Raw genomic sequence first — 13,942 nt, 5'->3', positions numbered from 1 at the left:
CCCGTCCTGGGGCATTCCGCATTGGCGCGCCAACACCTATTTGGCGCACGGCAACGGGACGTGGACGACAGTGGAACCGATAAATGCACGCTCGATGTTGGATGCCGCGGCTTTCACCGCGACGGCGACAACGGACGGCCGCCCCCGGGCTGAAAGGCGACGCCGGCTTTCACCCGCCGCGCTCGCGGTGGCCGATCAGAAGGTCGGCCGCGCCTACTCGCCGATCGTGATCGCAGGCGTCGTGCGCCTCGCCGATTTTCTGCTCTTGAGCGCAGTCGGACTTGCAATCTACTTCGGCTACGTGGTCCCGCTCGACGGTTTTCGCTGGGAATATGTCGCCGCGATCTTCGCGATGACGATCGCAACCGTGATCTGCTTCCAGGCCGCGGACATCTATCAGGTGCAGGTGTTTCGCGGCCAGCTCCGCCAGATGACGCGAATGATCTCGTCCTGGGCGTTCGTGTTCCTGCTGTTCATGGGTGTCTCCTTCCTTGCCAAGATGGGCGGCGCCGTGTCGCGGCTCTGGCTGTCCGCGTTCTTCTCCCTGGGCCTTGCGGCGCTGGTCGCCGAACGGCTGATCATGCGCGCCCTGGTTCGGCGCTGGGCACGGCAGGGCCGGCTCGACCGCCGCACCGTCATTATCGGCGCCGACCAGAGCGGCGAACAACTGATACAGGCGCTGAAGGCGCAACAGGATTCGGATATTTGCGTGCTCGGCGTGTTCGACGATCGCAATGATGATCGCGCGCGGGAGACCTGCGCCGGCGTTCCGAAACTGGGCAAGGTCGACGACATCGTCGAATTTGCCCGGCGCACCCGCGTCGACCTGGTACTGTTCGCGCTGCCGATTTCGGCAGAGACGCGCATCCTGGAAATGTTGAAGAAGTTGTGGGTGCTGCCGGTCGACATCCGCCTTTCCGCGCACACCAACAAGCTGCGCTTCCGCCCCCGCTCCTATTCCTATCTCGGCAAGGTGCCCACGCTCGACGTGTTCGAGGCGCCCATTACCGATTGGGATCTGGTGATGAAGTGGCTGTTCGATCGCATCGTCGGCGGCACGATCCTCCTGGCCGCGCTGCCCGTCATGGCGCTGGTGGCGCTGGCGATCAAACTCGACAGTCCGGGCCCGGTGCTGTTCCGGCAGAAGCGCTTCGGCTTCAACAATGAGCGCATCGACGTCTTCAAGTTTCGCTCGCTCTACCATCACCAGGCCGACCCGACCGCCTCCAAGGTGGTGACCAAGGACGATCCGCGCGTCACCCGCGTCGGCCGCTTCATCCGAAAGACGAGCCTTGACGAGCTGCCGCAACTCTTCAACGTCGTCTTCAAGGGCAATCTCTCGCTGATCGGCCCGCGCCCGCATGCGGTGCAGGGCAAACTGCAGAGCCGCCTGTTCGACGAAGCGGTCGACGGCTATTTCGCACGCCATCGCGTCAAGCCGGGCATCACCGGCTGGGCCCAGATCAACGGCTGGCGCGGCGAAATCGACAATGAAGAAAAGATCCAAAAGCGCGTCGAGTTTGACCTCTACTACATCGAGAACTGGTCGGTGCTGTTCGACGCCTGCATTCTCTTGAAAACGCCGATCGCCCTGATGACCAAGAGCGAGAACGCGTATTGAGCGATTAGTCATGCCCCGCCACCGGGTCTCGCCTTCGGCGAGCCCGATGACAGGCTCCGGCGGGCATCCAGTGACCCGAGGCGTTGAGCCAGGTCTGAAACGTCTCAGTGTGCTAGATCGCCCGGCGAGCCGGGCGATGACGGCTGTGGTTGGGGTTTGTACGAGTTGCGTTGAGTACCGCGTCATGGCCTATGCAGCGACTGCCGAGATCACGCCGCCCGTTGCAGCTCCGCGCGTGCTTGCCCTGCAGCGCGCGCTGGTGTGGCTGGCTGGCGCCGCCAGCGCCATCGTCTTCATCGAACCCAGCCCCTACGAGTTCGTGACGCTCTGCGCCGCCGTGCTGTTCTTCGCCACTGGCCTCAAGCTGCGAATAGCGTTCATGCCGCTGCTGGCGCTGCTGGTCCTGGTGAATATCGGCTACAGCATCGGTGCGATTCCGCTGTTTGGCGAAACCGACGTGTTGAACTGGATCATGACGTCCTGGTACATGGCGGTCACCGTGATCTTTTTCGCCCTTGTGATTGCGGAGGATACGCCGGCACGGCTCGACATGCTGCGCCGCGGCCTCGTTGTCGGGGGGATGATCGCCTCGCTTGCGGCGATCGCCGGCTATTTCAATCTCGTGCCGGGCGGCCATGATCTGTTGACCCTCTATGAGCGCGCGCGCGGCACCTTCAAGGATCCGAACGTGCTCGGCGCCTACCTGATCCTTCCGGCGTTGTTTGCGCTCCAGAACGTCGTCACGCAACGTTTCGCGAAAGCATCCCGTAACGCGATCGCCTTCGGCATCATAGCGCTGGCCATTCTGCTGGCCTTTTCCCGCGCCGCCTGGGGCGGGCTCATCCTCACCGCCGCCTTCATGCTGGCGCTGATGGTGCTGACCAGCACCTCGCGCGCCGAGCGCTCGCGCATCGTGGTGATGGCAACCATCGCGGTCGTCCTCGGCGTGCTGCTGGTCGCCGTGCTCCTCTCGTTCGATTCCATCTCGGAGATGTTCCGCCAACGCGCGAGCCTCGAGCAGAGCTACGACGAAGGCCGATTCGGGCGTTTCGGCCGCCATATCCTCGGCGCCGAGATGGCGCTCGACCTGCCCTTCGGCATCGGTCCCCTGCAATTCCACCGCTACTTCCCCGAAGACACCCACAACTCCTATCTCAACGCGTTCATGTCGGGCGGCTGGCTGTCCGGTATCTGCTATCCCGCGCTGGTTTTTCTCACGGTCATCCTGGGATTCCGCCACGTCTTCGTGCGCGTGCCCTGGCGAGGCGCCTATCTTGCGATCTTCTCGGCCTTCCTCGGCACCGTGGGCGAAGGCTTTGTGATCGACACCGACCACTGGCGCCACTTCTGGCTGATGCTCGGCACGATGTGGGGGATGATCGCAGCAGCGCAGCGTTACAAGACGGCTGATGGGGCTGCCATAGCCGCATCGGAAACGCGGCGCTAAAGCACCCCGCCTCCCAACCTCCGACGTCATTGCCAGCGCAAGCGAAGCAATCCGGACTTTCTCCGCAGATGCAGTATGATTGCTCCGTCGCTTTCGCTCCCCGCAACGACGGACTTGGTTGACGGACATTGACAGGCCAAAGCAAAGAGCATCTGTCGTGAAAGATGGAGGGACTATCGAGATGCGGTTCATCTTGGCTGCGATGCTTGGGGTCGTGCTGACGGCGCAAGCGCATGCTTCCTGCGAGTGCCGCTGCGTCGAGGGCGAAATGCAGGCCCTATGCAGCAGTTCGATCGACATCGCGCCGATCTGCCCCGCCACGGTTTGCGCAATTCCGCCGCCTTCGATCGCGCCGATCCAGCCGCCGCAGGTCGCCCCGCTTGGCACGTCCGAGTGCTCGCCGCGTCAGGTTCTCAATCCCGACACGCATCGCTACGAGTGGCGCAGGCTCTGCAATTGATTGAGATCAGGTGTCGACCGCACGGCGCTGCCGCTTGTTAGGTTATTGCCGGGCCCGCCCTTTCTTCTTCGGCGCGGCGAGCTTGTGCGTTTGCGTATCGACAAGCCCTTTGAGCACACCCGTCGCTTCCAAGGACGCCTTGTAGCCTTGCTTGGCAAAGTTGAGCAGCAGTTGCAGCTCGGCGTCCGAATAGCCGCTCCAGAGCTTCTGCATCGCCTGCTGCAGCGGCACGTAGAGCTCTCCGATCCTGGCCGCAGCCTCCGGCACGATCGCAATGAAGACCTTGCGCCGATCCGTCTCGTCACGCTCGCGGCGCACGAACCCTGCTTTTTCCAGCCGGTCGATAACGCCCGTGATAGCGCCGGTGGTCAGTCCCGTGACCTCGGCCAGCCGGCCCGCCGTGACGCGTCCTTCCAGATTGAGGACATCCATGCAGTCGAGGTCCGAACCGGAGACGCCGGCGACATCGGCGACGGTCTGCCCGTAGAGCACGCCCTGCGCGGACGCCCGCCGCATCGCTTCCTCCAATTCCTGCAACAGCGCAGCCCGCGCCTTCGGTCTTGACAACGGTCACCTCATTTCTTAAAAGCCAAGTATCTTACCAGTTAAGATAATTAGCCGCTGACTATCTTACAACTGCCTCGCACCATGGAGCAAGAGATGACCCGAACTCCCCGCAAGGCCTTGATCATTGGTGCCGGCATCGCCGGCCCTGCCACCGCGATCTTTCTCAAGAGGGCCGGCATCGAGGCGGCTATCTATGAAGCCTGGCCCTATGCAACAGGCATCGGCGGCGGGCTACAGATTGCGCCCAATGGCATGCATGTGCTGGCCGAGCTCGGCCTTGCAGAGCAGATGATCCGCCGCGGCGCAGTCGCCGAATCCTTCGATTTCCACGCGCGCAATGGCACGAGGCTCGGCTCGATCAACCGCAACATGCGGGAGCGTTTCGGTCAGCCGGCGGTGAGCATGTCCCGCGCCGCCTTGAACGAGGAGCTGGTCGACATGGCCTGGTCGTCCTGCGTTGCGGTGCATTTCGAGAAGCGCCTTGCGTGTATCGAGGATCGCGCGGACCGACCGATCGTCGCCCATTTCACCGACGGATCCAGTGCCGAGGGCGACTTCCTGATCGGCGCCGACGGCGTGCATTCGGCGGTGCGCCAGCACGTCGTGCCGGACGGACCAAAGCCCTTCAACACCGGCCTGATCGGCTTCGGCGGCTTCGCGCCGCGCGCGGTGCTCGAGGATGCGGCGATCGGGCCGCGCATCGAAGCGACGTTCGGGCAAAGCGGGTTTTTCGGCTATGGCTATTGCAGCCCCGATCCCGACCAGGGCGTGATGTGGTGGAGCACGCAACCTTCGCAGGGTCTCGACGCCGCGACGTATCGCGCGATGAGCCAGGCAGCCCTGCGGCGGCATCTGCACGATTTCCATGCCGGCTGGCACGATCCGATCGCCCGCATCATTGATGCGGCCGACAACATCGGCGTCACCGATACGCTTGATGTAGCGACCTTGCCGATCTGGTCGCGCGGCCGCACTCTCCTGCTCGGCGATGCCGCTCATGCCACCAGCCCGCATGCCGGCCAGGGTGCCTCGCTTGCGCTGGAGGACGCACTGCGGCTGGCGCGGCTGATGCGGGAGCATGGCGAGTTGCGGGCCACGTTCGAGACGTTCGAGGCCGAACGCCGGCCGCGCGTCGAGCGTGTCGTGGCGCTAGCCCGGCGCAACGGCAGCAACAAGCGGGAGTTCAGCGCCGCCGGCGCATGGATCCGTGACCGGATGCTGCAACTGCTGATCCCCTTCGCTTCGAAGGGCATGGATTGGATGTACGCCTACAATCCCGCCGCGCTTACGTCTCCACGCGAAAGGTCAGACCTGCATTATCGACGAGCCGCTTGATCAGCGCCTCACGCATCGCGGCGCCCGGAGTCCAGAAGCCGGCGGGAACGTCGGGCGCGTCGCGCAACAGGCAGATGGCGCATTCGGAGATCATCTTCGAGGTCGAGCCGTAGCCGGGGTCGCGATCGCCCGTGACGGCGGCGCGGACCTGGCGTCCGTCGGGCGCGATCGCGACATAGAGCAGATCGAAGCGGCCGCTCTCGCGCTCTTCCTTTGATGGTCCCTCACCCGGCTTGGGTGCATTCGGGCCGGTCTTTTCGGCATTGGCGGCCATCACTTTCTTGGCGTTCGCCGCCCCCTCCTCGCCGGGCCCCGTCAGCACCATCTCGTCGTAGACGAAGTCCTTGCCGTAGGGAAAGCCCATCAGCATATTGGAGCGATGGACATTGCGCGTGTTGATCGTCGCCATCATGAACGGCGCCGACCAGGATTGCAGGTCTTCGTCATAAGCCGGCTTGCTGCCCGGCGGTTGTTTTGGACCCTCAAAGCCGGGGGTCAATGCAAACGGGTTCTTCAGGATCGCAACCAGGCTGAGATCTTTGGCCACCGCATCAAAGGTCGCCTTTGCGCTCGCCGCCGTGCCGCCGGACAGCGTGCCGCGCATCTCGCGCACGCGGCCCTTGACGCGTGGAGCGGGCGCGCCGAACACGCGCCTGGCTTCCTCCTGCACAAAATATGCGCCGAGCTCGAAGGGCACCGAGTCGAACCCGCAGGAGAATACGATGCGCGCGCCGCTCGCTTTGGCCGCAGTCTCATGCTTGTCGATCATCTGCCGCATCCACACCGGCTCGCCGCAGAGATCGATGTAGTCGGTGCCCGATGCCGCGCAGGCCGCGACCAGATCGGAGCCATAGAGCTGGTAGGGACCGACGGTCGAGATCACCAATCTGGCTTGCGCGATCATCGCCTGCAGCGAAGCCGGATCGCTGGAGTCGGCTGCGATCAGGGGCGTGTCGGCCGCAGCGCCAATGGCCTCGCGCACCTTGGCCAGCCTATCCAGGCTGCGCCCGGCCATCGCCCAATTCAGTTGCTTGTCATCGCGGTAATGCGTGGCGAGATATTCCGCCACGAGCTGGCCGGTGAAACCGGTTGCGCCGTAAACGATGATGTCGAATTTCAACGAAGACTTCATTACTGAGTTCCTAAGTTTCCCGTCATTGCGACCCTCGGACCTTCTAGTCCCGGGAAGGCCCTGGAAGCAAATCGCCGGTTTTGCCAGTGAGGCGATAGGCGATGAGCCCTATCCATTCGCGCATCGCCAGGTCGGTCAGCGCGAGTCCGTCGGCCGCGAGCGGGCTGAAGGCGATAAGATCCGCCGGTCCGCCGAGATGCCAGTCCACGGGATAGGGCTCGACCGCAAAGCCCGCTTTTCGGAACAGCCCGATCGCGCGCGGCATGTGATAGGCCGAGGTGACGAGCAGCCAGCGTTCGCCCGGTTTGGGCGCGGCAACGGCCTTTGAAAATTCCGCATTCTCGAAGGTGTTGCGCGAGCGGCGCTCGAAGATCAGCCGCGACCTCTCTATGCCAAGGCTGTCGAAAACCATTGCCGCATAGTCAGCCTCGCGCGCGTCGTTCGAGATCAAGTTGGGGCTGCCGCCGGTGAAGACGATGCGTGCGTTGGGATATTTGCGGGCGAGCGCGGCGCCTGCGATGATGCGATCGGCCGCGCTTCGCACCACCGGTGTTTCGCGTGCGGCCGAGACATCGGAGTCAATCGGCCCGCCCAAAATGACGATCCCATCGGGCGCGCCGCGACTCGCATCCCAGGCCGGAAAGCGACTCTCCAGCGGATAGAGCAAAGCGTTGCCCAGCGGGGAGAAGCCGCAAAGCGCAAGCAACAGGATCGCCAGCACAACAAGCGCGCGACCGGCAGAGGCAAATCGGGTCAAGAGCAGAAGCAGGCCGAGAACGCCGATCCCGATCAGGAAATTCGTCGGCAGCAGCGCGATGCCGATCGTTTTGGAAAGAACGAAAAACAAGGAAATCTCTTTCGAATGAATTGCGCGGGCAGAGCCTAGCGCCATGTCATACGCGGACTTGATCCGCCTATCCATCTGCCCGCATAAAAGGGGCGATCAAAAATGACGGCGTGCCGGGCATACACCATCTGAAAAGAAGGCCTTCTCATGACCCATCATCATCTGCATTCGAGCCCGCAGACCTGCCACTGGGGTTTTTTCGAGGCCAAGCTGAAGCCCGTGCTCACCATCGACAGCGGCGATGACGTCACGATCGACACGATCAGTGGTGGACCGGACGTGGTCCCGGACCGCAGCCGATTTCATATTCCGCCCGAATTGTTCGAGGTGCACGCCAGGAATGAACGGATGGTGCCGGGTCATATCCTGACCGGCCCGATCGCGGTTCGTGGCGCCGAGCCGGGCGACGTCCTCGAAATCGATATCCTCGAAGTCAAGCTCAGGCAGGATTGGGGCTACAACCTGATCCGCCCGCTCGCGGGCACCCTGCCCGACGATTTCACCGAGCCGCGGCTCCTGAACATTCCGCTCGATCTCACGCGCATGGTGGGCCGGCTGCCTTGGGGGCTCGATCTGCCCCTGAGACCTTTCTTCGGCGTGATGGGCGTCGCGCCGCCGCCCGCCTGGGGACGCATCTCCTCGCTGATCCCGCGCGCGATGGGCGGCAATCTCGACAACAAGGAGCTGGGCGCCGGTACCAAACTCTATCTGCCCGTATTCGTGCCGGGCGCACTGTTTTCGTGCGGTGACGGCCACGGCGTGCAGGGCGATGGCGAAGTCTGCGTCACCGCGATCGAGACCGCGCTGCAGGGCCGCTTCCGCCTGACGCTGCGCAAGGATCTGCGCCTCGACTATCCGCGTGCCGAGACGGCGACACACTACATGACCATGGCCATGGATCCCGATCTCGACCAATGCGTGGTGCGCGCCCTGCGCGACATGATCGTGCTGCTCGGGGAGAAGCGGAATCTGTCGCGAGAGGACGCCTACACCCTCTGCAGCCTGGCTGCGGATTTGCGGGTGACGCAAACCGTGAACGGCTGCAAGGGCATTCATTGCATGATCGCCAAGGACATCGTGCACGGCTGAGGCGGCTTCTTCGGCAACAAGGCCTCGCAAAACTCACTCATTCCGGCGCGGGGTGCTTTTCGTCCCCGCGAATCCGATCCGCCGCGCGAGGCGCGGCGGACGTCCTTCTGCACGTCAAAACGGCCCCTGAAACGCGCCTCTCGACGCTCGCGCAGGCCACCGCCGCCGGCGAGGCAAAAAAGCTCCAATCAATTCAATGGATTAGGCACGGACTGTACAATACCGTGTTTTCTAAATAGACTCTTAATCGTTACTTTTCTGTACCCGCGTTAGAGCTTAGTTTTCTGTATGGCCACCGAGAAAGCCGAGACTGACCGCATTCCCGTGACCTTGGCGCTTTCGACGATTGCCTATCTCGAGAAACTGGTGAGGCAGGGCACCCACGGCACGAGCGTCCCCGGTGTCGCCAGGACCTTGATCGAGGAAGGCATACGGAACGCCATCAAGGACGGGCTGCTGTCCATTCGGGACAACGGCAAGCCTTAACGGGGGTGTTTGCGTGACGCGGGAGGTGCGGTCGGCGGGCCAAGAGGGATCGAAAAGAGATCAAGCTTGGAAGCACCAACATGTCCGCCATCCAGCCGACCTGGACCACAGAACGCATCGAATTGCTAAAGATTCATTTTGCGGCCGGGCTGACTTGCCGCGAGATTGCCGAGCGGATCGGCGTCAGCCGCAATGCGGTGATCGGCAAGATTTCCCGTCTCAATCTCATGCGCGACAAGGCCGGCCCTGCCCGGAAGGAGCGGTCCGGCGAACCGCGGAAGCGGGCAGCCTCAAGGCTGCGCCGCCAGATCTTGAGGGCCGTATCGGTCGAGGAAACGCGGGCGGCGGAGGAGCCGATCGCGAACGGGCATCGCTGCTCGCTGTTTGAATTGAGCAAGCAAACCTGCCGCTGGCCGCTCTCGACGCCGGGTGCGGCGGATTTCTGCTTCTGCGGCAACCCGCCGCTCGAAGGCCTGCCCTACTGCCCCGGTCACAGCCGCCTCGCGTATAGGATAAGCGCGAGGTAGACCCCTCTCCGCCCGAACGAACTCCAAACCATCACCGTCACCCCCGCGCAAACGGCGTTCGCCGCTTGTCGCTGGAGGTGCTCGCGAAGCGGCGGCCTCGAAGGATGACGGATCGAACATCGGCGCCCGCTTCGATTTAAGCCGAGGATACACTAACTCATCACCCGAGCCGCCAACCGACCTCCTCGGCAAAGCGCTTGAAGAACTCCGGCGTATAGGCATCTTCCGGATTCTGCCGTACGCGCTCGTCCAGTCTATGCGCGTCTTCGCCGACCAGGATGCGCCACTTCTCGGCCCTGACGCCATCGAGAATGATTTTCGCTGCCTGGGCCGCCGTTGTCGGCGCGTCCTCGAGAAAGATACGGGCGCGCTCGGCGGCGAGCGATTGAATTTGCTCGTCCGACATTTGGTCCACGCCCTCAACGCCGTTGGTCTTGAGGCGCACGCGCGTCTGCGCGATCTCGTTCTCGCTCAAGCGCTCGCTGCCGCTCTGAACTTTTCGCGTGTTCGAGACGATGGCTGTGCCGATATGCCCCGGCATCACCACCGAGCATTTGATATGCGGCGCATTGAGACGGAGATCGTTGATCAGGGCCTCTGTAAATCCCTTCACGGCGAATTTCGCGGCGCTATAGGCCGTGTGCGCCACACCCATGCCGACGGAAGCCCAAAAACCGTTGACGCTCGAGGTGTTGATAATGTGAGCTTCGTCCGCCTTCATCAGCATCGGCAGGAAGGTTCGCACGCCGAGATAAACGCCGCCCCAGCAAATGTTGAAGGTGCGCTCCCACTGCTCGCGCGTATTGGTGAACAGGCTGCCGCCACCCCCGATGCCGGCATTATTGAATAAGAGATGGATCCTGTCGGTCGCCTGCTGCTCCGCAAGCTCGTCGCGAAATCGCTTGAGCTGATCCTCGATCGAGACGTCGGCAAGATGCGTGGTGACGCGCAGGCCTTGCGGTAATTGCTCGATTTCGCAGAGCCGCTTGGTTTCGGCCATCGCCTCTGCCGAAACGTCGCACATCGCGACGTTGCATCCCTCCGCAACGAGCTGCCGCGCAAGCTCGCGGCCCATGCCCGTGCCGCCACCGGTGACGACGGCGATCTTTCCGGCGAAGTCCTTCATGCGACGCCCTTCCCTGTTTGCTCGTGGGTTTTTTGTGGCCGTCATGAGCATCGCCCCGGGGCCAGCGCCAATGTAGCATCTGAACACCGCCGGTAAAGCGCGGCTCGCCGCTAGCGCGTAGTCGGGCATCGCAAAAGGACAGGATTATTTCTCCAGGGAAAGAAAGTGCGCGCCATGCGTTGTTGGACATGGAGCTAAAGCGAGCCATGACCGCAGGCAGATCTCAACGCTTGAAGACACAAGCCGTTGCAATCGATCGGGGATGCAGCGGCCGCATCGCCCCGCTTTTCGTTTGGCTGCTGCTCGCGGCCTGTTGCGTGCCGGCCGGGTCAGCCGCGCCCTTGCACGCCGCGCAGCTCAAGGCCGAGGACGTCAACGCGGCCCAATTCTCCGGCAAGCCGCCACCGGCGCACGAGATCTCGCCGCTCGGCATTCGTCTGCAGGTCCTGCTCGCCCGCGCGCATTTTTCGCCAGGCGAGATCGACGGCAAATTCGGCGAGAACGCCAAAAAGGCGCTCCGCGCCTACGCCGAAGCGCAGCAACTGCCCAGCGCAGACAAGCTGACGCCGCAGGTCTGGCAAAAACTTGCCGCCGATGACGGCCCGGTGCTCACGACCTACCGGATCACCGCGAAGGATATCGCGGGCCCTTTCCTGTCAAGGCTGCCTCACAAGATGGAGGATATGAAACATCTTCACCGGCTCGATTACACGAGCCCGCGTGAAGAGCTGGCGGAGACGTTTCACATGAGCCAGGAGCTGTTGGCTGCGCTCAATCCGGGCCAACATTTTCACGAAACCGGCGCAACAATCGTCGTGACCGACATTGGATCCGGCGCGGACGCCCCCGCACAAGCAGACCGCGTAAAGGTCGATAAGATCAGGCAGACCGTTGAGGTCTTCGACGCTTCAAATCGGCTGATCGATTTCTTCCCGGCAACGGTCGGCAGCGAGGAAAAGCCCTCCCCGAGCGGGACGCTGCGGGTGACGCGCGTCGACCACAATCCGATCTATCACTACAACCCCAAATACCACTTCAAAGGTGTGCACGCGAAATCGCCGTTCATCATCAGGCCGGGGCCGAACAATCCGGTCGGCACCGTCTGGATCAGCCTTTCCGCGGAAGGCTACGGCATTCATGGCACGCCGGATCCCGGCAAGGTCAGCAAAGCGGCCTCGCACGGCTGCGTTCGGCTGACCAATTGGGATGCCGAGCGATTGGCGAGCGAGGTGAAGAAAAGCACACCCGTCGCATTCGTCGACAGCTCGAACTCGTAGACCGAAAACCGCCGTGGTCGGCGCCGATGCACCTAGCGCGTGTACCAGCGCGCCGCCTCGGCGGTTCGCTCGGGCGTGTCCCTCAGGCAACGGCGCGCCGCCTCGATCTGCGCGTCGGTGGCGCCGTGGCTGCGCGCCCACATTTCGGCGGTCGATTCGGAATATTTCGCCACGTAGAAGCGAACCACCGAGCAGGACATGCGCTGCATGATCCCATGCTGATTGCCCGCGACAGCGACGGACGAAACGGACGAAAGAGAAAAGGTCAGCGCGATCGCGCCGACTACACGCGTCAACATAAAGCCCCCTGTCATCTACCCCTGTTATCACAGGACCAGACTCCTCTGCGTCGCGCAAATTAAACTTGCGCACGAAGCAGCTCTCACAACTTATCCACTGCGGAACTGTTTCTCGCTTGCATCACTCACGTCTGATCGCCGCGCGTCAGTGCACGAAAAGCCACTAGCGCGCGCCTTGTCGCACCCTCATACGGAACCAATCGCCGGTTTGGGCCTTCTGCTTTTTTGAGGAGCGTTGCATGAACATCCACGGCGACATCACGGACGAGCTCAGCGGCGACGGGATGATCATCATCGACGGACGCGACGTCGCCTTGGTTCCCTACTCCCTGACGCTATCGCCAGAGGCCGGCCCCTTGATTGCGGAGGGTTCGATCTCCGGACCGGAGCCGCTGATGCGCCGTGTCAAGCAGGCCAGCACCGTCAAGCTCGCGCTCGAGGACGGCCCCGTCGTCACGATCCGCTGCGAGGGCGGCCGTAGCGGCACCCGCTGGGTGAAGGCGCTGAAGACGTGACTGAGGGTGGCCGGAGGGAAAAGATGGTCGGAGCGGCGAGATTTGAACTCGCGACCCCTAGTCTCCCAGACTAGTGCGCTAACCGGGCTGCGCCACGCTCCGCCGCCGTTCCCATAGCTGCGATCCCATCTTCGCGCAAGGCAAAGACACACCCACCTGGTTAACGCTGGCCGCCTGGCCCGGATCACCCGTCTTTCAAGGCCTGGTCGAGCAGCTGCCGGCAGTCGATCAGGTCTCGCAGCACGCCTTCGAGACGCTTGCGGTCAAGGACGCTGCGGTCCGGGTTCCGGCCCGGCGACGGAGCGCCCCGGAACGTTGCCAGGATGTCCTCCTCGGTCTCGACGAACCGGAAATCGATCCCCTCCTCCTCGTCGCCGCCCTCATATTCTTCCTCTTCGGCCTCGGTGCTCGGCTCGGCCTGATCCTCCTCCATGAGGCTCTGGCCAATCGCCTCCTCCAGCGCTCCGAATGACACCGCAGCCGAGCTGTCGGCGAGGTTCTGCACGGACTTGACGCCGTGCTCCTTGAGGATGCGCTGCACCCCGCGAATGGTGTAGCCCTCGCCGTAAAGCAGGCGACGGATACCCTTGAGCAGATCGACATCATCGGGGCGGTAATAGCGGCGCCCGCCGCTGCGCTTCATCGGCTTGATTTGAGCGAAGCGCGTCTCCCAGAAACGCAGCACGTGCTGCGGAATGTCGAGCTCTTGCGCGACCTCGCTGATAGTTCGGAATGCATCCGGCGCCTTGTCCAAAGGCTCGCTTCCCTTCCGACCTCAGGAATTAACTTAGGTTACTCGGACGCGCTCTCGCCGTTGATGCTGTTGTTGTTGCCGGCGTGACCGTTGTTGATCCGCTGCTTCAAGATAGCGGATGGCTTGAAAACCATCACCCGCCGCGGCGAGATCGGGACCTCCATGCCAGTCTTCGGATTGCGGCCGATCCGCTGCCCCTTCTTCCTGACCATGAAGGAACCGAACGAAGACAATTTTACCGTCTCGCCTTTCTCCAGGCAGTCCGTAATTTCCTTCAAGACCAGTTCGACGAAAGCCGACGATTCGGTGCGAGACAACCCGACCTTCTGATAGACGGCTTCACAGAGATCAACACGTGTGACTGTTTTTCCGGTTCCAGACATCGCCTTGCCCCAACTCACGGCGAACAATTTGTACCTGAAATTAGGAGCTTAGGCCCCAACGGTCAACTCTGCTGTAC

16 protein-coding genes and 1 tRNA gene are annotated in these 13,942 nt (G+C 62.8%); 9 read left to right on the top strand and 8 right to left on the bottom strand.

What is annotated here, in order from left to right:
- Nucleotides 1–94: 94 nt before the first annotated feature.
- The 3 genes from F758_RS0104785 (at nt 95) to F758_RS0104775 (ending at nt 3,528) form a co-directional block, all read left to right on the top strand.
- On the top strand, nt 95–1,621 hold the full coding sequence (locus F758_RS0104785; protein ID WP_035721010.1) for an undecaprenyl-phosphate glucose phosphotransferase: 1,527 nt from the start codon (nt 95–97) through the stop codon (nt 1,619–1,621).
- 184 nt (nt 1,622–1,805) lie between these two features.
- Nucleotides 1,806–3,068, top strand: a complete 1,263-nt coding sequence (locus tag F758_RS0104780) for an O-antigen ligase family protein (RefSeq protein WP_024506788.1) — start codon at nt 1,806–1,808, stop codon at nt 3,066–3,068.
- A gap of 181 nt (nt 3,069–3,249) precedes the next feature.
- Entirely contained in the window at nt 3,250–3,528 is a 279-nt protein-coding gene (locus tag F758_RS0104775) for a hypothetical protein (RefSeq protein WP_024506787.1), read from the top strand.
- Nucleotides 3,529–3,570: 42 nt separating this feature from the next.
- Here the strand turns inward: F758_RS0104775 and F758_RS0104770 are convergent, their stop codons facing one another.
- A complete protein-coding gene (locus tag F758_RS0104770) occupies nt 3,571–4,044 on the bottom strand; it encodes a MarR family winged helix-turn-helix transcriptional regulator (protein WP_051386702.1) in 474 nt (157 codons plus the stop codon).
- Between the two features lie 144 nt (nt 4,045–4,188).
- Between F758_RS0104770 and F758_RS0104765 the strand changes: the two genes are divergently transcribed.
- Nucleotides 4,189–5,430, top strand: a complete 1,242-nt coding sequence (locus F758_RS0104765; protein ID WP_024506785.1) for an FAD-dependent monooxygenase — start codon at nt 4,189–4,191, stop codon at nt 5,428–5,430.
- Here the strand turns inward: F758_RS0104765 and F758_RS0104760 are convergent.
- Both F758_RS0104760 and F758_RS0104755 read right to left on the bottom strand, forming a co-directional pair.
- Nucleotides 5,381–6,562 carry a saccharopine dehydrogenase family protein gene (locus tag F758_RS0104760; RefSeq protein ID WP_024506784.1) on the bottom strand — a complete coding sequence of 394 codons (1,182 nt, stop codon included), beginning with the start codon at nt 6,560–6,562 and terminating at the stop codon, nt 5,381–5,383. The genes F758_RS0104765 and F758_RS0104760 overlap by 50 nt on opposite strands.
- A gap of 43 nt (nt 6,563–6,605) precedes the next feature.
- The gene (locus F758_RS0104755; protein WP_024506783.1) at nt 6,606–7,409 is read right to left on the bottom strand and encodes a YdcF family protein; all 804 of its coding nucleotides are present in this window, start codon (nt 7,407–7,409) and stop codon (nt 6,606–6,608) included.
- Between the two features lie 147 nt (nt 7,410–7,556).
- Here F758_RS0104755 and F758_RS0104750 point away from each other — a divergent pair, with 147 nt between their 5' ends.
- The 3 genes from F758_RS0104750 to F758_RS0104740 all read left to right on the top strand — a co-directional run bounded on the left by F758_RS0104750 (nt 7,557) and on the right by F758_RS0104740 (nt 9,511).
- Entirely contained in the window at nt 7,557–8,498 is a 942-nt protein-coding gene (locus tag F758_RS0104750) for an acetamidase/formamidase family protein (protein WP_024506782.1), read from the top strand.
- Nucleotides 8,499–8,786: 288 nt separating this feature from the next.
- On the top strand, nt 8,787–8,984 hold the full coding sequence (locus F758_RS0104745; protein ID WP_024506781.1) for a hypothetical protein: 198 nt from the start codon (nt 8,787–8,789) through the stop codon (nt 8,982–8,984).
- A gap of 80 nt (nt 8,985–9,064) precedes the next feature.
- Nucleotides 9,065–9,511 carry a GcrA family cell cycle regulator gene (locus tag F758_RS0104740; RefSeq protein WP_024506780.1) on the top strand — a complete coding sequence of 149 codons (447 nt, stop codon included), beginning with the start codon at nt 9,065–9,067 and terminating at the stop codon, nt 9,509–9,511.
- 160 nt (nt 9,512–9,671) lie between these two features.
- Here the strand turns inward: F758_RS0104740 and F758_RS0104735 are convergent, their stop codons facing one another.
- Complete coding sequence (locus tag F758_RS0104735) at nt 9,672–10,637, bottom strand: SDR family NAD(P)-dependent oxidoreductase (RefSeq protein ID WP_024506779.1); 966 nt, start codon at nt 10,635–10,637, stop codon at nt 9,672–9,674.
- Nucleotides 10,638–10,843: 206 nt separating this feature from the next.
- Between F758_RS0104735 and F758_RS0104730 the strand changes: the two genes are divergently transcribed.
- A complete protein-coding gene (locus tag F758_RS0104730; protein WP_084305118.1) occupies nt 10,844–11,914 on the top strand; it encodes a L,D-transpeptidase family protein in 1,071 nt (356 codons plus the stop codon).
- A 32-nt stretch (nt 11,915–11,946) separates the two neighbouring features.
- Here F758_RS0104730 and F758_RS0104725 read toward each other — a convergent pair whose 3' ends face one another.
- Nucleotides 11,947–12,213 (bottom strand): hypothetical protein, encoded by a 267-nt coding sequence (locus F758_RS0104725; RefSeq protein ID WP_024506777.1) that lies wholly within the window; start codon nt 12,211–12,213, stop codon nt 11,947–11,949.
- A 239-nt stretch (nt 12,214–12,452) separates the two neighbouring features.
- Here F758_RS0104725 and F758_RS0104720 point away from each other — a divergent pair, with 239 nt between their 5' ends.
- Complete coding sequence (locus F758_RS0104720) at nt 12,453–12,728, top strand: hypothetical protein (protein ID WP_024506776.1); 276 nt, start codon at nt 12,453–12,455, stop codon at nt 12,726–12,728.
- 24 nt (nt 12,729–12,752) lie between these two features.
- On the opposite strand, the gene F758_RS0104715 is transcribed toward F758_RS0104720, so the two are convergent.
- From F758_RS0104715 to F758_RS0104705, 3 genes are all read right to left on the bottom strand, one after another.
- Nucleotides 12,753–12,830: transfer RNA gene (locus tag F758_RS0104715), tRNA-Pro, on the bottom strand.
- A gap of 82 nt (nt 12,831–12,912) precedes the next feature.
- Nucleotides 12,913–13,482, bottom strand: a complete 570-nt coding sequence (locus F758_RS0104710) for a MerR family transcriptional regulator (protein WP_024506775.1) — start codon at nt 13,480–13,482, stop codon at nt 12,913–12,915.
- A 38-nt stretch (nt 13,483–13,520) separates the two neighbouring features.
- A complete protein-coding gene (locus F758_RS0104705; RefSeq protein WP_024506774.1) occupies nt 13,521–13,865 on the bottom strand; it encodes an integration host factor subunit alpha in 345 nt (114 codons plus the stop codon).
- Nucleotides 13,866–13,942: the final 77 nt, after the last annotated feature.

The sequence above is a fragment of the Bradyrhizobium sp. ARR65 genome (assembly GCF_000472385.1).
Classification (GTDB): Bacteria; Pseudomonadota; Alphaproteobacteria; order Rhizobiales; family Xanthobacteraceae; genus Bradyrhizobium.
This window is presented reverse-complemented; position numbering and strand designations above follow the sequence as displayed.